We start from the raw sequence: 21,448 nt of genomic DNA on the forward strand, positions 1-21,448 counted from the left end.
CCTATCCAGACCGCGCCCAGGAATTCGACGGGCGCACCACGAGAGGCACCCGTAGAACTTCATGACCGACATCGAAACGAATGAGACAGAACCGGCACTGGTACCGGTCCTGACCCGCGCTCCCGTTCGCGAGGACAGCCCCACCTTCGCGGAGCTCGGCGTGCGCGCCGAGACTGTCGAGGCGCTCGCCGCCGCCGGCATCACCAGGGCATTCGCGATCCAGGAGTACGCGCTCCCGATCGCCCTGCGCGGCACCGACCTCATCGGCCAGGCGCCCACCGGAACCGGCAAGACCCTCGGCTTCGGCCTGCCCATCCTGGAGCGCGTCACCGCCCCCAGCGAGGGCGCCGACGGCAAGCCCCAGGCCCTCATCGTCGTACCGACCCGCGAGCTCGGCATCCAGGTCGCCCGCGACCTCGCCGCCGCGGGCGCCACCCGCGGCGTGCGGGTCCTGCCGATCTACGGCGGCGTCGCGTACGAACCCCAGGTCGAGACGCTCAAGAAGGGTGTCGAGATCCTGGTCGGCACGCCCGGCCGGCTGCTCGACCTCGCGAAGCAGAAGCAGCTCAACCTGAAGTCCATCAAGGCGCTCGTGCTCGACGAGGCCGACCGAATGCTCGACCTGGGCTTCCTGGAGGACGTCGAGAAGATCCTGGCCATGCTCCCCGAGCAGCGCCAGACGATGCTCTTCTCGGCGACCATGCCGGACCCGATCGTGGCGCTGTCCCGCCGCTTCCTGAACCACCCGGTGACGATCCACGCCGGCCACACCGCCGACAGCGGCCCCTCGCCGCTGACCAAGCAGGTCGTCTACCGCACCCACCCGATGAACAAGCTGGAGATGGTGGCCCGCATCCTGCAGGCCAACGGTCGCGGCCTCACGATGATCTTCACCCGCACCAAGCGCGCCGCCGACCGGGTCGCCGAGGACCTCGACTTCCGTGGCTTCGCGGTCGCGGCGGTCCACGGTGACCTGGGCCAGGGCGCCCGCGAACGCGCCCTCCGCGCGTTCCGCACCGGCAAGATCGACGTCCTGGTCGCCACCGACGTCGCGGCCCGCGGCCTCGACGTCTCCGGTGTGACGCACGTCATCAACTACGACTGCCCCGAGGACCCGGACACCTACACGCACCGCATCGGCCGCACCGGCCGCGCGGGCGCGACCGGCGTCGCGGTCACGTTCGTGGACTGGGAGGACATGCCCCGCTGGGTCCTCATCGACAAGTCGATGGGCCTCAACATGCCCCAGCCCCCGGAGACCTACCACACGTCGCCGGCCCTCTACGCCGACCTGGACATCCCCACGGACATCTCGGGCACCCTCCCGACCGCCGAGCGCAGCCGCGTCGGCCTGTCCGCCGAGATCGAGGAAGACCTGGGCGGCACCCGCCGCCGGGGTCGCAACGACCGCGACGGAGGACGCGACGCCGGCCGCTCATCGGCCCGCCCGCCCCGGACCCGCTCCCGTCGCGGCGGTGACGACAGCACCACCCCGTCGTCCGCCCCCTCGTCATCCGCGCCGTTGTCATCCGCGCCGTCGTCGGCCCCGGAATTCTCGGACGCCGGAGCCACCACGACCGACGAGGTCTCGGACCGCCCCCGCCGCCAGCGCCGCCGCCGCCGTGCCGGCGAGGCCCTCTCGGACACCCCGGGCACCGAAGCGGCCACGCCGGCCGAGTCGGACCAGGCACCCCCCGCAGAGTCGGCCCCCGACGCCACCGCGGACTCCCCCGAGGGCACCCGCCCCCGTCGCCGCCGCCGCCGAGGCAGCCGCACCGAGTCCGCGACCGACGCGGCCGCCGAAATGACCGGCGGCTCCGAAGCCGGCGCCGGCACCGGATCCGACGACTGAGCAAGACCTAGAACGACAAGGGCGCCCCACCGACCGGTGGGGCGCCCTTTCGCTGACCTCCAGGCCGCACTCCCCCGCCAGACCGCACTAAACCCGCCCGGGCTGCATTCACTCCCGGGCTGCACTCCCCCGCCAGACCGCACTAAACCCGCCCGGGCCGCATTCCCTCCCGGGCTGCACTCCCCCGCCAGACCGCACTCACCCCGCCCGGGCCGCATTCCCTCCCGGGCTGCACTCACCCACTGGCCCGCGCTTCCGGCCAGGCCACACTCACCCGCTGGCCGCACTCCCGCCAGGCGGCACTCCCGCCCGACCCGCCAGTAACCCGCCAGGCCGCGCTCACCCGCCGGGCTGCACTTCCGGCCAGGCTGCACACACCCGCCGGGGCCGTGCTGTCAGTGCTGGGGTTCGATGCCGAGCGCGGCGCAGGCCTGCTGATACATACGCACAGCCTCGCCACGCACCTGCCGTCGCTCGGTGAGCCGCTCCGCGAACGGGATCCGCACCGGCACCGCGATCCCGTCCACTGTGGCCTCGAAGTCCATACCGTCAGCGTCCATACCCGACATCCTCGCGGCGGTGGCGGCGTCGACGCCGCCCAGGCCTCGGACGATGAGAACGTTGTCCGCGGCGTGGTCGCCGTTCATGTGCTGGGCGATCTGCTCGACGACCTCCGGCGGGAACGTCACGACCAGCGCTCCTTCAGCTCGGCGAGCACCGCGATGTTCAGCCGGTAGGCCTCGGTGACCTCGGCCAGGAAGAGCGTCTCGTCCTCGGGCGAGAAGGACGCCTCGTCGAGCAGTTCCCGGTATCGGGTCCGGAACGCGGGCGGCTTGACCCCGTCGAACACGAAGAACTGATGCCCGGCCCCGTCGAGCCCGTACGCCTTGGCGATCGCCGGACCGAGATACTGCCCGCCGGAGAGGTCGCCCAGGTATCGGGTGTAGTGGTGCGCGACGAAGCCCCACGGCTGGGTGAACGCAACCTCTCGCAGCCGCCGCCGGTATTCCTCGGTGGCGGGCAGGGGCTCCGTCGTGCCCGCGTTCAGGTAGTCCAGGTCGGCGGCGAGGGCGGGCAACCGGGTCAGCTCCGGGAAGACGAATCGTCCCGCGACCGGGTCGCCGGCCATCGCCCCGGCGGCCTGTTCCAGCGTCTCGTAGATGGCGAAGTGCTGGGTGGCCAGGTCCGCGTAGGCGGCACGCGGCAAACTGCCGGCGGCGAGCCGGTCGAGGAACCCGCTGCCCTGGGCCGCGTCGTGATCGGGGCGGGTGCCCGTCCGCAGCCGGACGGACAGTCGTTCCGTCGGAGGGTCGGCCAACGTCATCGCAGCACCTCCATGTTTGGTTAGGGGAGCCTAACAAAACATGGCGGTTTTGGAGATCCACAATTTCGGCATAGAACCGCACCCGCCCGTCGGCTACTTCACCTCCACCGTGAACGCCGCAGTATGCACCGTGCCGGCCACCTGGAAATCGAAGAACATCCGGTAGCTGCCCGGCCCCGGTGCCGCGAGCCAGAACTTCACCGCGCCGTCCACGAGCTGCGGTTCCGGGTGGACATGGACGTAGCCGACGTCACCGTCACGGAGCACGACCAGGTGCCCGAAGGCCCCCAGGTACGGCTCCAGTGCCGCAGGCCGGCCGTCCTTGCCACGTACCGTCATGAGCAGGGGCTGAGTCGAACCGGTTTGCGGCGCACCCGCGTACGTGACGGTGTAGTCGTCCGCCGCCGCCTGAGTGGCCGGCGCAGGGAGCGGGACCGGCGCGTAGTTGCCGGCGATAGTCAGATCGACACCCAGCGTGACCGGCGTCTGCTGCCCGCGCACCACCGCGGTGAAGTCGGCGATGGCCCGGTAACTGCCGGGCTGCGCCGCCGGCAGATCGATCGACCAGGTGCCGTTCGGGGCCATGACGGGGTGCAGGTGCTGGAAGCCGGAGAGATCCCGCCGGATGACCACGAAGTGCAACGGCTTGTCGTGTACGACCGCATACGTGGTGACGGGCGCACCGCCGGCCGCGGCGATCCGGAACCGGTAGGGCTGCGCCTGTCCCGCCTTGAGCACGGCGACCTCAGGCTCCAGCGTGAGCCCACTCGCCGTGACAGCGAGGCCACCGACGGACTGCGCCGACGTCGCCCCGGAACCCGCCACCTGCGTCACCGTGCCGTCAGCGTTGTGCAGGTGGGGAGCGGAACCGGTGTCGTCGTGCGCGGCGGCCGCCCCCGCGTCATGGCCACCCTGATGACTGTCCGTGGCGGCGGCGCTGTCCTGCTGGGCGGTGCTGACCGAGTTGTTGAGGCGACCGATGCCGTACCCCGCGAAGAGAACCAGGACGAGGACCGCACCGAACGTGGCCAGCCGGAAACCGGTGCCCCGCTCGTCCGGCCCGGTCACGGCCTCGCCGGTCGCCTTCTCGGGCGCCGCCGCGGGAGGCGCGTCAGGCATGGGCGAGCTCATAGCCGGCCTCGTCGACGGCGGCCCGGACCGCGTCCTCGGCGAGCGGCTCGGCACTGGTCACGGTGACCGCACCGCTGCCGAGATCGATCTGGACGGCGTCGACACCGGGAAGTTCGGTGAGCTCGCTGGTGACGGCCTGGACACAGTGGCCACAGGTCATGCCGGAAACGGTGTATGTGCTGGTGACGGCCATGAGTGACACTCCCTCTCTATCGCGTTCGCGCTGCCGGATCAGGAACGGACCAAGCGGGCGATCGCGTCGGATGCTTCCTTGACCTTGGCGGTGGGATCTCCGGCGCGGGCCGCGTCCACCACGCAATGCGCGAGGTGGTCCTCCAGCAACCCGACCGCAACGGCGTGCAGCGCACTCTTGGCGGCGGAGATCTGAGTGAGGACATCGATGCAGTACGTGTCCTCGTCCACCATGCGCTGCAGCCCCCGGATCTGCCCCTCGATCCGCCGCAACCGGCCGAGCAGGGCGGCCTTGTCCCCGGAGTAACCGTGCGGCCCGGAGTGGTCGTGCGACCCGTCGTGCTCGTGGTCCGTGGTCATGCCGCCAAGCATACCCCCCACCCGTATCCACGCGAACCCGCCCGGGGCGTGGCTTTTGGTCGTTTTGTGTCGTTATCAAGCCGTGCCAACTCTCGCCCGAGTCATCGCCGTGGCGGTGCTGTCGGCTCTCACCCTCGCCGGGCTCGCCACGCCCGCCCACGCACGCGACCAACCCACCCCTGCCGAGCTGGACAAACGCATCGCCACCGGGGCCCGCCAGCTCGAAGTACTCATCGAGCAGTACAACGGGGCCCGCGAAGAGCTCAAGGACACCCGGCGCCGCACAAGAGCGCTGGGCACCCGCCTCAGCCCGCTGACCCGGGAACTCCGCCGCCGCCAGGTCCTGATGGACGGCCTGATGTCGCAGACATACCGGCGCACCCGCACCGGCCCGGCGGTCGCCCTTTTCGCCTCCGACCGACCCCACGACTTCATCGACAAGCTCCTCGTCCTGCATCAGCTCGCCGCCGAGAAGCAACGCGCGGCCGACGACCTGCGAGCCGCCCGCACCAAGGTCGCCGGCACCCGCACCCTGCTCCACGCGCTCGCCGCCCAGCAGAGCCGCCTCCAACTGCAGCTCAGGACCCGGCAGGCCACGGTCAAGAGCGAGATCAACACCCTCAAGAGCATGCGAACGATCGCGTACGACGGCGGCACCCGATTCTCGCCCACCAGCAACACACCGGCCCCGCCCTATGTCCCGGGCCCGGCCGGCCGGGTCGTGGACTTCGCCTACGCCCAGCTGGGCAAGCCGTACCGCTGGGGAGCGGAAGGCCCCCGCGCCTACGACTGTTCCGGCCTCACCCTGGCAGCCTGGCGAACAGCCGGCGCTCAGCTCCCCCACAACGCCGCCCGCCAGTACGAGTCGCTGCCCCACATCGACCGCGACCAGCTGAAACCGGGCGACCTGGTCTTCTTCTACGCCCCGATCAGCCATGTCGGCGTCTACATCGGAGACGGCCGGATGATCCACGCCCCGGAATACGGCGAGAACGTACGCGTGGCGACCATCGCCTCTCAACCGATCCATGGTTTCGCCCGCCCTTCCTGATCGACCTGTGGGAGCCGGCCCGGTCAGCCGGCCACGGCCAGCGCGAGGGGCAGGATCCCCTGCGCCCCGGCTCTGCGCAGCGCGCGTCCGGCCAGTGCCATGGTCCAGCCCGAATCCGCGAGGTCGTCGACGAGCAGCACCGGGCCGTCCAGCCCGGCCAGCGCGTCGGCAACCTCGGGCGGCACCGTGAAGGCGTCGTGGAGTGCCAGGACGCGCTGCGCACTGTTGCCCCGGGGCCCGGTGTCGCCCACATGGGTCGACGTCAGGGTGCCCAACATCGGCAGGCGGCCCACCGTCGCGATCCGGTCCGCGATGCTCTGCACCAGCTCGGGACGCCGGCGTGAGCCGACCGCGACGACCCCGGCGGGGCGCTGCTCCCAGGCGTTGTCGCCACGGGCCCAAGCCTTGAGAACCTCGACCACGGCTCCGGCCAACTCGTCGGAGAGCGGACCGTCCGGGGACTCCGGCGCCACCAGGGGCCGCAGCCGGGATCCCCAGCCCTGGTCGGAGAGCCGGCCGACGGCCCGGCCCGCCAGGATCTGCTCGGCCGGGGAGATCTTGCCCTTGAGCGTGACCCCGACGGCGGGCAGACCGCTCGGCCAGAGCTTCTTCGGGGCGATGTCGATGCCCGGCCGGCCGAGGAACGCGTTGGCCGCCGCGAGGGACTCCGCGGACACCTCGTCGTCGAACAGCGGCTCGGTGCAGGTGTCGCACCGGCCGCACGGCTGCGCCTCCGGGTCGTCCAGACACCGGCGGAGGAACTCCATGCGGCACGTCGTCGTCCGCGCATACTCGATCATGGTCTGCTGCTCGGCACTGCGGGCCTCGGCGACGCGGCGCAGCCGGGCGGTGTCGTAGGTCCAGGGCTCGCCGGTCGAGAGCCAGCCGCCCCGGGTCCGGCGAACCGCACCGTCGACGTCCAGCACCTTGAGCATCAGCTCGAGGCGGGCCCGGCGCAGGTCGACGATGGGCTCGAGCGCCTGCGTGGAGATCGGGCGGTCGGGCGAGAGCGCGTTCAGCACCGCGCGCACCTGATCCTCGGGCGGGAACGCGAGCGACGCGAAGTAGCGCCAGATCGCCGCGTCCTCGACCCCCGGCAGCAACATCACCTCGGCGTGCTCGACCGCGCGGCCGGCGCGACCCACCTGCTGGTAATAGGCGATGGGTGAGGACGGCGCGCCGAGGTGCACGACGAACCCCAGGTCAGGCTTGTCGAATCCCATGCCCAGCGCCGACGTCGCGACGAGCGCCTTGATCTTGTTGTCCATCAGGTCCTGCTCGGCGGCCCTGCGGTCGGCGTCCTCGACCTGCCCGGTGTAGGAAGCGACCGGGAAACCCCGTGACCGCAGGAAGTCCGCCGTCTCGGTCGCCGCGGCCACCGTCAGCGTGTAGACGATGCCGGAGCCGGGAAGCCGCTCCATGTGGTCGGCCAGCCAGGCCAGCCGGTGCCCGGGGTCGGGCAGGTCGAGCACCGCGAGCCGCAGCGAATCGCGATCGAGCGTCCCCCGCAGCACCAGAGCGTCACCCAGCTGGTCAGCCACGTCGGCGGTGACCCGGGCGTTGGCGGTCGCGGTCGTCGCGAGCACCGGCGTCCGGCCCGGCAGCCCCGCGAGGAAAGTCCGCAGCCGCCGGTAGTCGGGGCGGAAGTCGTGGCCCCAGTCGGAGACACAGTGCGCCTCGTCGACCACGAGCAGACCCGTGCTCGCAGCGAGACCGGGCAGAACGTTGTCGCGGAAGTCCGGATTGTTGAGCCGCTCGGGGCTGATCAACAGCACGTCGACCTCGCCGTTGCGCACCTCAGCGGTGATCTCGCCCCACTCGTCGAGGTTGGCCGAGTTGATGGTGCGCGCCCGGATGCCGGCCCGGGCTGCGGCCTCCACCTGGTTTCGCATGAGGGCCAGCAGCGGTGACACGATGACGGTCGGGCCGGCCGGTGGATCCCCCGGCTCGGCGGTGATGCCGTCACGCAGGAGCGCGGTCGCGACGAAATAGACGGCCGACTTGCCCCACCCCGTGCGCTGCACACACAGCACCCGCCGCCGATCGATGACGAGCGCCTCGATCGCCCGCCACTGGTCCTCACGCAGCACCGCGTGCTCGCCGGCCAGCCGCCGGAGCACCTCCTCGGCGCATTCCCGGACGGCGGCCCGCTCGGCCCCGCTCACTGCCTCTTGCGTCATGTCCACCACGACCGCATGTCTACCAGCCCGGTCTGACAGGAAGCGGGCTATCCACAGGCGAACATTTCCGGCCGGGCCAGGTTATCCACAGGTCCACCCGATCTGTTTGACAATATTTTTTGTCGGTGGCAGCGTGGAGCCATGACCAAAACGATCGCCGAGAAGCTCCTGATCAAGCCGCACTCAACGGTCTGGCTCTCCCACCCGGCCAACCTCGCGCTGCTCACGCCGATGCCTGACGGGGTGCGCGAGACCGGCGCCCTGGCCACCGCCGGCACGGCCGTGGTGTTCGCCGAGGACGCGGCCGGTGCTCGCACGCTGCTGGAGGAGCACGCCGACGACCTGAAGACGCCGGGCGTCGTGTGGATCGCCTACCCGAAGGGCAACAAGGCGGACATCAACCGCGACACCCTGTGGCCGATCGTGGCCGATTTCGACATGCGCCCGTGCGGCCAGGTGGCGATCGACGACCGGTGGTCCGCCATGCGTTTCCGGGCCAACCGCCCCGGCGAAGGCCGTTTCACCGGGGGCAGCAGCGCCTGAGGCCGGCGCCGACGGGGATCAGCGGCCGAGAACGGTGCCGCCGTTGACGTTGATGATCTGGCCGGTGACGAAGGCCCCACCCGGGCCGGCCAGCCAGCGGACCGCTTCCGCGATGTCGGAGGGTTCGCCGGCACGGTTCAGCAGGCTGGCGTTCACGCGGGAGCGGAATCCCTCCTCGGTCATCCTGCCGTCGAAGAATTCACTGTCCGTCACGAAGCCCGGGGCGATGACATTGGCCGTGATGCCGTCCGGGCCGAACTGGGTGGCCAGGTCGAAGACCCAGCCGTGCAGGGCCGCCTTGGCCGCGGAGTACGGGCCACCGCCGCCACGCTGGGCGGCGATCGAGCTGACGAGGATCACCCGGGCACCCGGGCGACGAAGTCTGGGGCGCAGCGCCTCGGTGAGGAGAACGGCAGTGGTGACATTGGAGTCGAACACGGCCCGCCAGCGGGCCGCGAGGTCGGCCAGCGTGGCGTCGTCGCCCCCGATGAAGGCGCCGGCGTTGTTGAAAAGGACGTCGACCTCGCGGTCTCCGACCGCCGCGACGACCGCGGGGACCTGCTCGGGGTCGGCACAGTCGGCCGTGACCGCGCTGGCCTGCGGGCCGATCCACTTGACCGCGTCCGCCAGCACGTCGGGACGACGACCCACGATGATGACGTCGTATCCCTCCCCCGCCAGCATCCCGGCCGTAGCCCGGCCGATCCCCGTTCCGCCTCCACTGACCACCGCGAGCCTCGCCATGTGGCCGACTCTAGAGCAGCTCTCGATCATCTCGCGACCGGACGGCCGGCGGCGGGCAGCGGCGGGAACGATCTCGGGACAAGCCGGCAAGGCTCACCGAGGGCTAAGCGCATGAATTCCGTGGCGATAGGGCACGCTGGCCGGGGACATCGGTCGAGGTGGAGGTTGTCGGGTGCGGAGTCGGTCGCCGTGGCGGTATCCGGCGCGGGTGGTTCCGCTTGCCTTCCTGGGGGCCATCGGGATCGGGACCGCGCTCATGATGCTGCCCGCAGCACGGGCCGAGCCCGGTCACGCCCCTTTCGTCACCGCTCTCTTCACGGCCACCAGCGCGGTCTGTGTGACCGGGTTGTCCGTGGTCGACACTCCTACGTACTGGTCCGGGTTCGGATTGGTGCTGCTCACCGTGCTCTCCCAGGTGGGTGGGTTCGGGATCGTGACGCTGGCGACCCTGCTCAGCCTCATCGTGTCCCGGCGGCTCGGGTTGCAGAGCCGCCTGCTGGCCCAGGCCGAGAGCTCCGGGCTCGGGGGCAACGTGGGGCGGGTGCTGATCCGGGTCGCGCTGGTGATGTTCGTGTCCGAGGCCGCGATCAGTGTCGTGCTCACGCTGCGGTTCTGGCTCGGCTACGACTATCCGTTCGGGCGTGCTGTCTGGGAAGCCGTCTTCCACGCCGTCCAGGCCTTCAACAATGCCGGATTCGCGTTGTACCCGGACAGCCTCGTGCGGTTCGTCGGCGACTGGTGGATCTGCGTACCCCTGGCCCTCGGGGTGCTCGGGGGCTCGATCGGTTTCCCGGTGCTGTTCGAGCTCGCGCGCGAATGGCGTACCCCGGGGAAATGGTCCACCCACACCCTGCTGACGGTGTGGGGGACGCTGCTGTTCAGCGTCTCCGGCTTTCTCGTCTTCCTGACGTTCGAGTGGAGCAACCCGGACACGCTCGGTCCGCTCAGTACGCCGACGAAGATGCTGGCCGCGTTCACCCAGGACGTCATGACCCGGTCCGGGGGCTTCAACAGCATCAACCTCGGCGACATGAACACCGAGACGATCGCCGTCACGAATGGGCTGATGTTCATCGGCGGCGGCAGCGCGAGCACGGCCGGCGGGATCAAGCTGACCACGTTTCTGCTGCTCGCGTTCGTGATCTGGGCGGAGATCCGGGGGGAGCCGGACGTGGTCATCCGCAAACGGCGCATCGCCGAATCGACGCAGCGGCAGGCGATCACGGTGGCGTTGATCGGGGTGGCCCTGGTCGCCGCCGGCACCCTGGCGCTGATCACGCTGACCGACCGGGTCCCGTTCGACCGGGCGCTGTTCGAGGTGACGTCCGCGTTCGCCACCGTCGGGCTCAGCACCGGGATCACCCCGACCCTGCCACCCTCGGCACAGTTCGTGCTCGTCATCCTGATGTACGTCGGCCGGGTCGGGACGATCGCGGTCGGCACCGCCATCGCGCTCAACACCCGTCGCCGGCTCTACCGCTATCCGGAAGAGAGGCCCCTCGTTGGCTGAGGATCAGAAAGCAGACAGCGTTGTGGTGGTCGGCCTGGGCCGGTTCGGCGGCTCGGTCGCCGAGTCACTGGTGAACCTCGGCCACGAGGTGCTCGGCATCGACTCGGATCCCCGCATCGTCCAGGACTGGTCGGACCGGCTCACCCACGTCGTCGAGGCCGACGCCACCGACACCGACGCGGTCCGTCAACTGGGGGTACAGGATTTCTCCCGGGCCGTGGTCGGCATCGGCACCAACCTGGAGACCAGCGTCCTCACCGTGCTGACCCTGGCGGAGATCGGGGTGGAGGAGATCTGGGCCAAAGCGACCAGCGTCAAACACGGTCAGATCCTGTCCCGGGTCGGGGCCCGGCACGTCGTCTTCCCCGAGTCGGAGATGGGTGAGCGGGTCGCGCACCTGATCACCGGGCGGATGCTGGACTACATCGAGTTCGACGACGGCTTCGCCATCGCGAAGGTCCGGGCGCCGCAGGAGGCCGTCGGTCAGTCGCTGGCCGAGATCGGGCTGCGCAGCCGGTGGGGAGTCACGGTCGTGGGCATCAAACAGCCCGGCGAGGATTTCACGTACGCGCGACCCGAGACCGTGATCCCGGACGGTTGCCTGCTGATCGTGGCCGGTGACACCGCCAAGGTGGAACGGTTCGCCGGAGTGACTGCCTGACACGTGCACCCCGGCCGAATCAGATGGCGACGGAGAAGCCGCCCTTGGTTCCCCGCGCGGCCGGGGGCGGGGACGGCGACGGCGAGGGGCTCTTCCTGGGTTTCTTGGGCTTCTTCGCGGGGACTGCCGTCTGCGAGGACGAAGGTGAGGGCGAGCCGGCCGGCGATGCCGGAGTGGGTACGGGTGGCACGACCACCGCACCGAGGACCTCGGCCTGGCAGGCGTGACCGTTGAGGGCGAAGGTCAGCGGCAGCGGGTTGGTCGCGCGGTAGCTGCCCGCCAGGGTCACTGTCGCGGAGCGGCCGGGGCGGAGTTCCCTGCCCTGTTTCGGGCGTAGCACCACCTTGCGGCCCCGCTGGGAGAGACGTTTGGGCGCCTCGGTCAGGCGCTGGCCGCCGGCGAACGCGAACTCCAGGCGCCATTCGGTCAGCGCGTGCTCACCGGTGTTGATCACGGTGAGCTGGGCGCCGAAGTCCGTACCGGTGTCCTTCTGCACCTGGTAGCGGACCTTGCAGCCGGTGCCGTGCGGCACCACCGGGCCCGGGCCGGCGCCGGCCGCCGCGGCCTGGGCCGTTCCGGCGTCCTCGGGTTCGCGGGCCGAGGACCAGGCCAGACCGATCGTCGCGACCAGCACGACGGTGGCGGCGGCCGCGTGCACGCGGTGCCGGCCGGCCAGGATCGCACCGCTCAGCCTCGGCCCGAGATCGCCCGGGCCGGCCAGAGCACCCCGGACCAGGCCGCCCCGGAACAGGCCACCTAGGAGCGAGCCGCCCCGAACCAAGCCACCCCGAACCAAGCCACCCCGAACCAAGCCACCCCGAACCAAGCCACCCCGAACCAAGCCACCCCGAACCGAGCCGCCCCGAACCGAGCCGCTCTGGACCGAGCCGCCCCGAACCGAGCCGCTCTGGACCGAGCCGCCCCGAACCAAGCCGCTCTGGACCGAGCCACCCCGAACCAAGCCGCTCTGGACCGAGCCACCCCGAACCGAGCCGCCCCGAACCAGGCCGCTCTGGACCGAGCCGCCCCGGAACAGGCCGCCCTGGACCGAGCCGCCCCGGAACAGGCCACCCCGGAACAGGCCACCGCCTAGCGGCTGCGGTGCGCCGACCCGGAGTAGCCGGGCGATCCTCATTCCGGCCCGGACCAGGACCACCGCGCCCCGCGCCGGTTCCGGCCCGGCGTCGGGCGCATCCGGCTTGTCATGAGCCTCAAAACGGCGAAACAGCGAGAAATGGCGCGCGGGGCGCGACAGCGCGGCGATGAGCCCGGAAGGCACCGCGAAGGCCGGAGCAACGGAAGAACGAAGCACCGATGAGGGAGCCGCCGGCGACGCGGGGGAAAGGCCTGGTGAAGCCGCGGGGGACGGAGCTGGCAAGGCCGCGGAAGACGGGGCTGGCAAGGCCGCGGAAGACGGAGCTGGCAAGGCCGCGGAAGACGGGGCTGGCAAGACCGCGGGGGACGGGGCTGGTGAGGGCGCGGCCAGGAGGTCGGGGGCGGTGTCGGGGAGGGTGGGGCGGGGGCCGACCGGGATCGTGGGGTGGTTGAGGGACGGCCTCGCTGGGGTGGGGCCGGGCACCGGGACCGCGGGGATCACCGGTTGCAGGCCCACCAGAGCCGCCAGGGTGGTCGCTACGTCGGCGGCGGTGGGGCGGTCCTCCGGCTGCTTGGCCAAGCATGCCAGGCAGAGGTCGGCCACCGCGGGCGGCATTCCCGGCAGCGCGGGTACGGGCTCCGGGTCCGCGTACAGGTGCGCCCGCAACGCCTCCGTGGTGCTGTCCGCCGGCCAGGGGAAACGACCGGTCAGGCAGCGGTAGAGGAGCAGGCCCAGCGCGTACACGTCGGCTGGTGGGGCGACCGGGCCGCCGCCGAGGCGTTCCGGGGCCAGGTAGGCCGGGGTGCCCAGGAGGCTGCCGTCGGGGGCCGAGTCACGCTGGCCGGTGAGGGCGGAGATGCCGAAGTCGACGACCTTGGCCCCGGTATCCGTGAGCATGATGTTGGCCGGGGTCACGTCGCGGTGCACGATGCCGCGGCTGTGGGCGGTGGCCAGCGCCGACGCCACCTCGGTGACGAGGGTGACCGCGGTGCGCCAGGGGAAGGGGCCCTCGCGGCGCAGGCGGGCGGAGACCGGTTCTCCTTCGTTCAGCTCCATCACCACGTACGGCGCGGTCGGGTCGCCGTCGAGGCCCATGTCGAAGACGTTAGTGATGTGGGGGTGGCAGAGGCGGGCCGCCGCCATGGCTTCCTGGCGCAGGCGGGCACGGAAGCGGGCGTCGCCGGCGAGCTGGGACGAGAGCACCTTGACGGCTACCGGCCGGCCGAGGACCTCGTCGTGGCCGCGCCAGACCACGGACATGCCGCCGGTGCCGAGTCGCTCGATCAAACGGTACCGGCCGCCGAGCCGCCGGTCCGACGTCAGCCACCTCATGTGCCGATTGTTGCCCGCGGGACGGCCCGGTCAGGTGACGTCTCAGAAATACGTCAGAGGTCTGACCGGCGCCGCGAGATTTATCCGTTTTGAGCGGGGGAAACGGTCAGGACAGGAGCTGGTCGACCGGGGCGTAGTCGTCGGTGAGGATGCGGGCGTCGTTGATGAAGGCGGCCAGTTCCGGGCCGGACAGGAGTTCGACCGGTTCGTCGACCAGGTCGAGGTGGTTGCGGATGTCGGGCAGTGGGAGGGGCTGCTTGGCCGCCACGATGACGAAGTTGGCGCCGGTCGTGCCCTCGATGGCCGCCTTGGGGGCGATCAGGGCGACGTGCGGGAAGACGCTCGCGACGGTGGCCAGTTCGGCTCGGATGAAGCGGTTCGGGGGGTAGTCGATGACGTTCTGGGCGTAGAGGCCGCCGGGGCGCACCACCCGGGCGATGTCCGCAGCCATCTCGCGGGTGGCCAGGTGCCAGGGGACCACGAGGTGGCCGAACGCGTCGCCGACCACGACGTCGTACGCCTGGTCGGGCTGGTCGGCGAGGCCGATGCGGGCGTCGCCGACGCGTACCCGCAGGTTGGGTCCGGTCTTGAGGCCCAGTTCCTGTTTGTCGAGGTCGACCAGGCCGCCGTCGAGTTCGAGGACGAGCTGCTTGCTGCCGGGGCGGGTCGCCTCGACGTAGGCGGGCACCGTGAAACCGCCGCCGCCGAGGTGCAGGGCGTCGAGGGGTGCGGCGCCGGTCGACTGGACGTCGATGAGGGCGCCGAGCCATTGGACGTACGCGAATTCGAGGTGGGTCGGGTCGTTGAGGTCGACGTACGAGTGGCGGGCCGAGTTGAGCAGCAGCGTCCGCCCGCCGGCGACGTTCTTGTCGTGGTCGACCCGAGCGCAGTGGTAGGCGGTCTCGACGTCGCACGGGTTGGGCGCCGAGGCGCCGAGGCCCGCTCCGACCAGCCCGATGGTCAGCACGACGGCCCGGGTGCGCGGCTTGCCCGGCAGTGTCAGCGAGGGGTTGCGCCGGCGCAGCCACCAGCCGAGCGTGAAACCGCCGAGCGCGAGCAGGCCGGCGAGGGTGAGCACGATCCAGCTGCTCGGCATGGCGGCGACGAAGATGAACCCGGTGCCGAGCGTGGCGGTGATCCCGCCGAGGGTGCCGATGCTGGACAGCCGCCCGACCACGGAACCGGTCCGGCTGAGGTCGCTCAGCTGCAGCTTGACGACCATCGGGCTGATGGTCGAGAGCAGCAGCATGGGTACGAACGTGGCGCACGCCGCCAGCAGCAGCACCGCCGGGGCCGCGCCGCCGCGCAGGATCTCGCCGCCCCAGCGGACCAGGGGCAGGGTGAGCCCGGTGGCGATCGCCGCGAGCAGCAGCGCCGGTGCGAGCAGCACGCGGGGGTCGAGTTTGTCGGCGAGCCGGCCGCCGAGCCAGGTGCCGTAGGCGATGGCTCCGAGCGAGACGCCGATGACCGAGCTGCTGACCTGGAGGGTGACGCCGACATACGGGCCGACCAGGCGCAACGCGACGATCTCGAGGACCAGGCCGGCGCCGCTGGCGAAGAAGACGAGGGCGGTGGCCAAACCGGACGGGAGCGCCCGCGGGGATTCCATCGGCGGAATGCTACCGGCGGAACCTGGAAACACCGGAACCTAGAGGATGGACAGGTGCACGTGGTTCGTGTGCACCGCGGCCGGGCCGCCGGAGGCGCTGTAGCTGCGCCAGCCGGTGCTGGGCATCCAGATCTGGCGGTACCAGATCACGTACATGACGCCGAGCTCGTCGGCGTTCTTGACGAAGTAGGCCGCGAGGCTGTCACCGTACGATTTGTCGCCGCCGGTGGCCGCCTTGTTCTCGAAGCCGCCGGCCGCCGCGGAGTGGTCGCAGGCGCGGCCCTTGGGGTGTTCGCCGGAGGCCCGTTCGCTGAAGCAGGACGTGTACCGCTTGAAGCCGGCCGACTGCGCCTGCTGGTAGGCGTTCAGCAGGCGCGGCGTGATGCACCCGGACGTGGTCGGGTCGTTGACCGTGCAGCCTTCTTTGGGCCAGGAGCCGTCGGAGTTGCGGGGTGCCGGTTTGGCCGCCGGGGAGTTCACGTTGACGAAGCCGCCGGAGACCGCGCCGCCGCCGACCGCGGCCAGGGCGGCCTCGGCCTGCTGCTTCTTCTTGGCCATCACGGTGACCTGTTTCTTCTGCTCCTTGACCTCGAGGTCGATCGCCGTGGTGGCCTTCTCGGCGGTGGTGACCGCGTCGTGGTATTCGTCCAGCGCGCTGGCGTCGACCTGGGCCATCTGGTCGAGGCGGACGACGCGTTCCATGAACGAGCCGGGGGAAGCGCTGTTGAGCAGCAGTGTCATGGTGCTGAGCCGGCCCTGCCGGTAGGACCGGTTGGCGATCTCCCCGACCCGGCCCTTCAACAGGGCTTCCTTGGCGACGGAGCGTTTGAGCACGTCTTTGAGCTGGGTCTGGCGCTTCTTGCTGGACGCCAGTTTCTGCTTGGCCTCGACGTGCCCCTTGGCGGCCGACTCCAGCGCGGCGCGCAGGGTCTTGGTGCCACCCTCGGGGTCCGCCGGCGCCGCGTGCACGGCCGGTGGCGCCACGAGCAGAACGAGAGCAGCCACAACGAGGGCCAGCACCAGCCGCGCCTGACGCATGAGAGCCTCCAAGGTCTTCAGCGGCGTGACTTTACCCCGCCGAAGGGCCCCAGGTCAGGTCGCTCACGTGGCTGAATATCCACCATCGACGAAGAGTGTCTGGCCGGTCACGGCAGCGGCGGCGGCACTCGCCAGATACACCGCACAACCGGCGAAATCCTCCGGTACGCCGTTGCGCCCGATCATCGTCCGGCTCGCGTGGGCGGCCACCTTCGCGGGGTCGGCGAAGACCGGTTCGGTGAGCGGGGTGTGCACCACGCCGGGGGCAATCGCGTTGCAGGTCACGCCGCGTGCGGACCACGCCTCGGCCTGCGAGCGGGTGAGGCCGACGAGACCCGCTTTCGCCGCGCCGTAGGCGCCACTGTTCCCGTACGCGCGAAAGGCCTGTTGGGAGACGACGTTGATGATGCGTCCCCAGCCCCGGGCCGCCATCGCCGGGCCTATTTTCTGGCCCAGCAGGAACGGGGCGGTCAGGTTCGCGGCAAGGGTGGTGTCCCAGTCGCTCTCGGTGAGGTCGTCGAGGTGCGGGCGCAGGTTGACCGCGGCGGCGTTGACCAGGATGTCGACATCCGTCCGGGCGGCGACACCGGCGACCGCGGCCCGGTCGGTGAGGTCCGCGACCATGATGGTGGCGCCCACCGCGGCGGCGGCGCGTTCCAGCACGTCGCGGCGGCGGGCCACGAGGACCACCCGCGCACCCGCTCCGGCCAGGGCGTGGGCCATCACGAGGCCGATGCCGGAGCTGCCGCCGGTCACCAGCGCGGTCCGGCCGTCGAGACCGAAGAGCCTATCGAGGTACGAGGCCATCGCGCACCGTGCGCCAGATGTCGTCGTTGGCGGCGACGAGCAGACCGCCCTCGGAGTCGGTGGGCCGGTAGCGGGAACCGTCCAGGTGCAGGGCGGTACCGCCGGCCTCGCGGATGATCAGCGAGCCGGGCACGTGGTCCCAGGGCAGGACCCGCCAGAAGAACGCGAACTGCTGCTCGTCGCTCGCCACCGCGGGGTATTCGTAGCCCGCGCAGTGGTGGCCGGCGGTCACCGAGGCGAACGCCGAGGTGTCCAGCGACGCGTGGGAGACCATGCCGGTCAGGGCGGAGGCGGGCGGCGAATCGGTACGGGTCTTGAGCCGCAACCCGTCCCGGAAAGCCCCGGCCCCGGCCTCGGCGACGGTCATCCGGTCGCTGGGCACGTCGAGGATCCACGACGCGGCGGTGTCGCCGTCCCGCAGCAGCGCCACCATCACGGCGAACGGGGCTTTGCCGGCCGCGAAGTTGTTCGTGCCGTCGACCGGGTCGACGATCCAGACCGCCCCGGACGAGCCGACCCGCTCCAGCACGGCGGGGTCGGCGGCGACCGCTTCCTCGCCGACCACGACCGAGCCGGGCAGCAGTGCGGTCAGCCCGGCGGTCAGCGCCCGTTCCGACTCCTGGTCGGCGACGGTGACCAGGTCGCCGGGGGCCTTCTGGTGGATCTCCCCCGCGTCCAGGTGCCGCCAGCGGGGCAGCACGATCGTCGCGGCCACCTCGCGGACCAGCTCGGTCACCCGGTCGAGGACATCGTCACGCACGCGGCGGCAGCTTCACGACACTGACGAAGAACTCGTCGATCTGGCGGATCACCGAGATGAAGCGCTCGAAGTCCACCGGCTTGGTCACGTACGCGTTCGCGTGCAGCTGGTAGCTGCGCAGGATGTCCTCGTCCGCGGCGGAGGTGGTGAGCACCACGACCGGGATGCGGCACAGATCGTCGTCCTTCTTGACCTCCTCGAGCACCTCCCGGCCGTCCCGGCGGGGCAGGTTGAGATCGAGCAGGATCAGGTCGGGGCGCACCGCGTCGGCGTACTGACCCTCGCGGCGCAGATAGGCCAGCGCCTCGGCGCCGTCCGAGACGACGGTGAGGCGGTTGCGGACCTTGTGCTCCTCGAACGCCTCCTGCGTCATGAGGACGTCGCCCGGGTCGTCCTCGACCAGCAGCACTTCGATCGGCGTGCCGTCCTGCCGGTTCATTCCGGTCATAGTGCGTCCTCTTTCACCTTCTCGTGGACGGGTACGCCGGCCAGCACGGGCAGCGTGAACCAGATCGAGGTGCCCTCGGTGACCTCGAGGTCGAGCCAGATCCGCCCGCCATGGTATTCGACGATCTTCTTGACGATCGCAAGACCGATCCCGGTGCCTTCGTACGCATCCCGCGCGTGCAGCCGCTGGAAGATCACGAAGACCTTGTCGGCGAACTCGGCCTCGATCCCGATGCCGTTGTCCCGCACGTTGATCTTCCACTCGTCGTCGTTCGACGCCGCCGTCACCGTGATCTTGGACGGCACGTCCGGCCGGGCGAACTTCAGCGAGTTGCCGATCAGGTTGACGAACAGCGTGGTGAGCAGCGGCTCCTCGCCCTCGACCGTGGGCAGGTCGTGCCACGTGATCTCGGCGTCGTCGCCGGCCCGCGTCTCCAGCTGCGATCTCACCTCGGTGAGCACCCGGTCGAGGTCGACCTCGGTGAAGCCCGAGGTGAGCCGGCCGATCCGGGAGAACGCCAGCAGGTCGTTGATCAGACGCTGCATGCGCTGCGCGCCGTCGACCGCGAACGCGATGTACTGGTCGGCCCGCTCGTCGAGCTGCCCCGAGTAGCGGCGCTGCAACAGCTGGGTGAAGCTCGCCACCTTGCGCAGCGGCTCCTGCAGGTCGTGCGACGCGACGTAGGCGAACTGCTCCAGGTCCCGGTTGGACCGGGTCAGCTCGTCGGCCTGCTGCTTGAGCTGCTCGTTGACCCACTCGACCTGCTGCCGCGCCTCGCGCACCTCGGTGAGCTCGGCGGCGATCTGCCGGCGCATCCCGTCGACGTCCTCGGCGAGACTGCGCAATTCGGGCGAGCCCTGGGCGTCGATGTGCTTCTCGTAGTCGCCCTTCGCCACGTCGCGCACCTGCGTCGCGAGCTCGGTGACGGGCCGGCTGACCAGCCGGTCGAGCACCAGCATCAGCACGATGCCGGCGAAGATGATGATCCCGGCGGCGGCGATCTGCAGCGCCACCATCTGCTGACTGGCTTCCTTGGCCTCGTCCGCCGACTGCTTGCGCAGCACGCCGATGTTCTCCTGCATGGCGTTGATCGACGCCCGGAGCTGATCGAACGCCGTGGTGGTGCCCGCGTCGACCAGAGCCCGCCCGGCCTCCGGACCCTGTGTGCGGACCGCGTCGAGGATGGGGTCCGCGACCTCGGCGTGCCAGGTGCGGGCCCGCTGCTCGACCACGGCCAGGTCGGCCCGGATCTTGGCGTCCAGCGAACCCGGACCGAGCAGATTCTCGATCTGGTCGATCTGCTCGCGCTCCGAGATCAACCCTTGTTCGTACGGCTTGAGGTTGTCGGTCCGGCCACTGATCGCATAGCCCCGGATGCCGGTCTCCTGGTCGACCAGCGCGGTGTTGAGCCGTTCCCCGGCGGCCCGCATCGGGCTGGCCCGGTTGACCACGTCGTCGAGCCGGCGGTTGCTGTCCGCGGCGGTGAGCGCGGCGACGACGCCGAGGCCGGTGAGCACGAACGCGACCGCGACGCAGAGCGCGAGGATCCGCCGGCGCAGCGTCCAGGTGCTCAGTTTCAGCGCGTTCACCGGCCGCTTCCGCTCGAGATCAGGAGCATCGCCACGTCGTCGGCGAGCGGGCCGCCGTTGCCCTGCTCGGCGCGGCCGACCAGCCAGGCCGGCAGCGCGGCGAGCGGCACGTCCTTGGCGGCCGGCTCGGCGAGCAGGCCGCACAGGCCCTCGACGTCGAGGCGTTCGTTGCCGACGCCGGTGTGCCCTTCGATCAGGCCGTCGGTGTACATCAGCAGGGACCAGTCATCGCCGGAGAACTCCACGTCGGTCGCGGGGGTGGGGGTCGGCCGCACGCCGAGCACGATGCCGGTCCGGGCGGTCACCGGGACGGCTTTGCCGCCCGACAGCAGCACCGGTGGCGGATGCCCGGCCAGGCGTACGGTCGCCCGGTTGCCGTGCAGGTCGATCGAGACCATGGCAACCGTGGCGAAGACTTCCCTTGCCCGCCGTTCGGTCATCAACACCTGTTCGAGATACCCCAGTAGCCGGTCTTCCGGAACGTCGGCGAGCACGAGGGCCCGCCACGCGACCCGGAGCTCGACACCGAGGGCCGCCTCGTCCACGCTGTGCCCGCAGACATCCCCGACGATCACGTGCAGTTTGTCGTCGCCGACCTGGACCACGTCGAAGAAGTCACCGCCGAGCAGGCCCATGGCCCGGCCGGAGCGATAGAACGTGTGCACCGCGACCGCGTCGGTGCGCATGAGCGGCTGGGGCAGCAGACCGCGTTCCAGGCGGGCGGACTCGGCCTGGCGCAGCTCCGCCTCCCGCAGCCGCTGGGTGTTCTCGTCGGCCCGCTTGCGCTCGACCGAGTACCGCAGTGCCCGGGCCAGCAGCACGCCGTCGACCTGGCCCTTGACCAGGTAGTCCTGGGCACCCTCGGCGACCGAGGCGACGCCCAGGTGCTCGTCGGAGCGGCCGGTGAGCACGACCACCGCGGCGCCCTCGGCGATGGCGAGCAGCTTGCGCAGCCCGTCGAGGCCCTCGGCGTCGGGCAGGCCCAGGTCGAGCAGGACGCACTGCACCCCGCGCAGCATGGGGCGGGCCTCGCGCAGGCTGGTGGCCACCGCGAGGTCGAACGACGCGCCGGCCTCGGCGAGCAGCTCGCGGACCAGGAACGCATCACCCTCGTCGTCCTCGACGAGCAGGATGCGCAGGCGTTCGGGCGTCTTGATGGGGGGCTCCTTCTGGCGGGACCCGCTGATCGTCCACCACCCGCCCGGGCTGCACAACACCGGG

20 protein-coding genes and 1 pseudogene are annotated in these 21,448 nt (G+C 70.9%); 5 read left to right on the forward strand and 16 right to left on the reverse strand.

All coding sequences use genetic code 11. The features are described 5' to 3' along the window. The first annotated feature begins 61 nt into the window (after window positions 1-61). On the forward strand, window positions 62-1,852 hold the full coding sequence (locus tag ACIA6A_RS27000) for a DEAD/DEAH box helicase (protein WP_396100649.1): 1,791 nt from the start codon (window positions 62-64) through the stop codon (window positions 1,850-1,852). 395 nt (window positions 1,853-2,247) lie between these two features. Here ACIA6A_RS27000 and ACIA6A_RS27005 read toward each other — a convergent pair whose 3' ends face one another. The 5 genes from ACIA6A_RS27005 to ACIA6A_RS27025 form a co-directional block, all read right to left on the reverse strand. Further along, window positions 2,248-2,541 (reverse strand): DUF2470 domain-containing protein, encoded by a 294-nt coding sequence (locus ACIA6A_RS27005; RefSeq protein WP_396100651.1) that lies wholly within the window; start codon window positions 2,539-2,541, stop codon window positions 2,248-2,250. Beyond that, the gene (locus ACIA6A_RS27010; RefSeq protein WP_396100652.1) at window positions 2,538-3,176 is read right to left on the reverse strand and encodes a heme oxygenase (biliverdin-producing); all 639 of its coding nucleotides are present in this window, start codon (window positions 3,174-3,176) and stop codon (window positions 2,538-2,540) included. Before ACIA6A_RS27010 ends, ACIA6A_RS27005 begins: the two co-directional genes overlap by 4 nt. Window positions 3,177-3,269: 93 nt before the next feature. Further along, window positions 3,270-4,295, reverse strand: a complete 1,026-nt coding sequence (locus ACIA6A_RS27015) for a hypothetical protein (protein WP_396100653.1) — start codon at window positions 4,293-4,295, stop codon at window positions 3,270-3,272. Then, entirely contained in the window at window positions 4,288-4,500 is a 213-nt protein-coding gene (locus ACIA6A_RS27020) for a heavy-metal-associated domain-containing protein (protein ID WP_396100654.1), read from the reverse strand. The genes ACIA6A_RS27015 and ACIA6A_RS27020 overlap by 8 nt, the downstream gene beginning before the upstream one ends. A gap of 38 nt (window positions 4,501-4,538) precedes the next feature. Beyond that, window positions 4,539-4,859, reverse strand: coding sequence for a metal-sensitive transcriptional regulator (locus ACIA6A_RS27025; protein ID WP_396100655.1), 321 nt, complete (start codon window positions 4,857-4,859; stop codon window positions 4,539-4,541). 82 nt (window positions 4,860-4,941) lie between these two features. On the opposite strand from ACIA6A_RS27025, the gene ACIA6A_RS27030 reads away from it, so the two are divergent. After that, window positions 4,942-5,910, forward strand: coding sequence for an NlpC/P60 family protein (locus ACIA6A_RS27030; protein ID WP_396100656.1), 969 nt, complete (start codon window positions 4,942-4,944; stop codon window positions 5,908-5,910). Between the two features lie 23 nt (window positions 5,911-5,933). Here ACIA6A_RS27030 and ACIA6A_RS27035 read toward each other — a convergent pair whose 3' ends face one another. Then, window positions 5,934-8,090, reverse strand: coding sequence for a DEAD/DEAH box helicase (locus ACIA6A_RS27035; RefSeq protein ID WP_396100657.1), 2,157 nt, complete (start codon window positions 8,088-8,090; stop codon window positions 5,934-5,936). Window positions 8,091-8,231: 141 nt separating this feature from the next. Here ACIA6A_RS27035 and ACIA6A_RS27040 point away from each other — a divergent pair, with 141 nt between their 5' ends. Further along, window positions 8,232-8,633: a hypothetical protein gene (locus tag ACIA6A_RS27040; RefSeq protein WP_396100658.1), complete on the forward strand. Its 402-nt coding sequence runs from the start codon at window positions 8,232-8,234 to the stop codon at window positions 8,631-8,633. Between the two features lie 18 nt (window positions 8,634-8,651). Here ACIA6A_RS27040 and ACIA6A_RS27045 read toward each other — a convergent pair whose 3' ends face one another. Next, complete coding sequence (locus ACIA6A_RS27045; protein WP_396100659.1) at window positions 8,652-9,377, reverse strand: SDR family NAD(P)-dependent oxidoreductase; 726 nt, start codon at window positions 9,375-9,377, stop codon at window positions 8,652-8,654. A 256-nt stretch (window positions 9,378-9,633) separates the two neighbouring features. Here ACIA6A_RS27045 and ACIA6A_RS27050 point away from each other — a divergent pair, with 256 nt between their 5' ends. Then, window positions 9,634-10,887 carry a TrkH family potassium uptake protein gene (locus ACIA6A_RS27050; RefSeq protein WP_396100766.1) on the forward strand — a complete coding sequence of 418 codons (1,254 nt, stop codon included), beginning with the start codon at window positions 9,634-9,636 and terminating at the stop codon, window positions 10,885-10,887. Beyond that, window positions 10,880-11,548: a potassium channel family protein gene (locus ACIA6A_RS27055; RefSeq protein WP_396100660.1), complete on the forward strand. Its 669-nt coding sequence runs from the start codon at window positions 10,880-10,882 to the stop codon at window positions 11,546-11,548. The genes ACIA6A_RS27050 and ACIA6A_RS27055 overlap by 8 nt, the downstream gene beginning before the upstream one ends. A 19-nt stretch (window positions 11,549-11,567) precedes the next feature. Here the strand turns inward: ACIA6A_RS27055 and ACIA6A_RS27060 are convergent, their stop codons facing one another. The 9 genes and pseudogenes from ACIA6A_RS27060 to ACIA6A_RS27100 form a co-directional block, all read right to left on the reverse strand. Further along, entirely contained in the window at window positions 11,568-12,683 is a 1,116-nt protein-coding gene (locus ACIA6A_RS27060) for a cellulose binding domain-containing protein (protein WP_396100767.1), read from the reverse strand. Between the two features lie 435 nt (window positions 12,684-13,118). After that, a pseudogene (locus tag ACIA6A_RS27065) lies at window positions 13,119-13,904 on the reverse strand (serine/threonine-protein kinase); the annotation flags it as partial. A gap of 178 nt (window positions 13,905-14,082) precedes the next feature. Further along, window positions 14,083-15,585 carry a fused MFS/spermidine synthase gene (locus tag ACIA6A_RS27070; protein ID WP_396100661.1) on the reverse strand — a complete coding sequence of 501 codons (1,503 nt, stop codon included), beginning with the start codon at window positions 15,583-15,585 and terminating at the stop codon, window positions 14,083-14,085. Between the two features lie 39 nt (window positions 15,586-15,624). Next, window positions 15,625-16,623: a coiled-coil domain-containing protein gene (locus tag ACIA6A_RS27075; protein WP_396100662.1), complete on the reverse strand. Its 999-nt coding sequence runs from the start codon at window positions 16,621-16,623 to the stop codon at window positions 15,625-15,627. 63 nt (window positions 16,624-16,686) lie between these two features. Beyond that, window positions 16,687-17,430 (reverse strand): SDR family NAD(P)-dependent oxidoreductase, encoded by a 744-nt coding sequence (locus tag ACIA6A_RS27080; protein WP_396100663.1) that lies wholly within the window; start codon window positions 17,428-17,430, stop codon window positions 16,687-16,689. Continuing rightward, a complete protein-coding gene (locus ACIA6A_RS27085; RefSeq protein ID WP_396100664.1) occupies window positions 17,411-18,190 on the reverse strand; it encodes an inositol monophosphatase family protein in 780 nt (259 codons plus the stop codon). The genes ACIA6A_RS27080 and ACIA6A_RS27085 overlap by 20 nt, the downstream gene beginning before the upstream one ends. Then, complete coding sequence (locus ACIA6A_RS27090) at window positions 18,183-18,638, reverse strand: response regulator (RefSeq protein ID WP_396100665.1); 456 nt, start codon at window positions 18,636-18,638, stop codon at window positions 18,183-18,185. The genes ACIA6A_RS27085 and ACIA6A_RS27090 overlap by 8 nt, the downstream gene beginning before the upstream one ends. Next, window positions 18,635-20,227, reverse strand: coding sequence for an ATP-binding protein (locus ACIA6A_RS27095; RefSeq protein ID WP_396100666.1), 1,593 nt, complete (start codon window positions 20,225-20,227; stop codon window positions 18,635-18,637). Before ACIA6A_RS27095 ends, ACIA6A_RS27090 begins: the two co-directional genes overlap by 4 nt. Next, the gene (locus ACIA6A_RS27100; RefSeq protein ID WP_396100768.1) at window positions 20,224-21,414 is read right to left on the reverse strand and encodes a PP2C family protein-serine/threonine phosphatase; all 1,191 of its coding nucleotides are present in this window, start codon (window positions 21,412-21,414) and stop codon (window positions 20,224-20,226) included. The genes ACIA6A_RS27095 and ACIA6A_RS27100 overlap by 4 nt, the downstream gene beginning before the upstream one ends. Between the last annotated feature and the right edge of the window lie 34 nt (window positions 21,415-21,448).

It is taken from the genome of Actinoplanes sp. NPDC051494 (assembly GCF_044454705.1).
Taxonomy (GTDB): Bacteria; Actinomycetota; Actinomycetes; order Mycobacteriales; family Micromonosporaceae; genus Actinoplanes.

Bases quoted from the DNA above. Each gene is read 5' to 3' on its own strand.
- ACIA6A_RS27000 (WP_396100649.1), top strand. From the start codon at position 62: ATGACCGACATCGAAACGAATGAGACAGAACCGGCACTGGTACCGGTC.
- ACIA6A_RS27035 (WP_396100657.1), bottom strand. From the start codon at position 8,090: ATGACGCAAGAGGCAGTGAGCGGGGCCGAGCGGGCCGCCGTCCGGGAA.
- ACIA6A_RS27040 (WP_396100658.1), top strand. From the start codon at position 8,232: ATGACCAAAACGATCGCCGAGAAGCTCCTGATCAAGCCGCACTCAACG.
- ACIA6A_RS27020 (WP_396100654.1), bottom strand. From the start codon at position 4,500: ATGGCCGTCACCAGCACATACACCGTTTCCGGCATGACCTGTGGCCAC.
- ACIA6A_RS27015 (WP_396100653.1), bottom strand. From the start codon at position 4,295: ATGCCTGACGCGCCTCCCGCGGCGGCGCCCGAGAAGGCGACCGGCGAG.
- ACIA6A_RS27025 (WP_396100655.1), bottom strand. From the start codon at position 4,859: ATGACCACGGACCACGAGCACGACGGGTCGCACGACCACTCCGGGCCG.
- ACIA6A_RS27045 (WP_396100659.1), bottom strand. From the start codon at position 9,377: ATGGCGAGGCTCGCGGTGGTCAGTGGAGGCGGAACGGGGATCGGCCGG.
- ACIA6A_RS27070 (WP_396100661.1), bottom strand. From the start codon at position 15,585: ATGGAATCCCCGCGGGCGCTCCCGTCCGGTTTGGCCACCGCCCTCGTC.
- ACIA6A_RS27090 (WP_396100665.1), bottom strand. From the start codon at position 18,638: ATGACCGGAATGAACCGGCAGGACGGCACGCCGATCGAAGTGCTGCTG.
- ACIA6A_RS27080 (WP_396100663.1), bottom strand. From the start codon at position 17,430: ATGGCCTCGTACCTCGATAGGCTCTTCGGTCTCGACGGCCGGACCGCG.
- ACIA6A_RS27050 (WP_396100766.1), top strand. From the start codon at position 9,634: ATGATGCTGCCCGCAGCACGGGCCGAGCCCGGTCACGCCCCTTTCGTC.
- ACIA6A_RS27010 (WP_396100652.1), bottom strand. From the start codon at position 3,176: ATGACGTTGGCCGACCCTCCGACGGAACGACTGTCCGTCCGGCTGCGG.
- ACIA6A_RS27075 (WP_396100662.1), bottom strand. From the start codon at position 16,623: ATGCGTCAGGCGCGGCTGGTGCTGGCCCTCGTTGTGGCTGCTCTCGTT.
- ACIA6A_RS27060 (WP_396100767.1), bottom strand. From the start codon at position 12,683: ATGAGGATCGCCCGGCTACTCCGGGTCGGCGCACCGCAGCCGCTAGGC.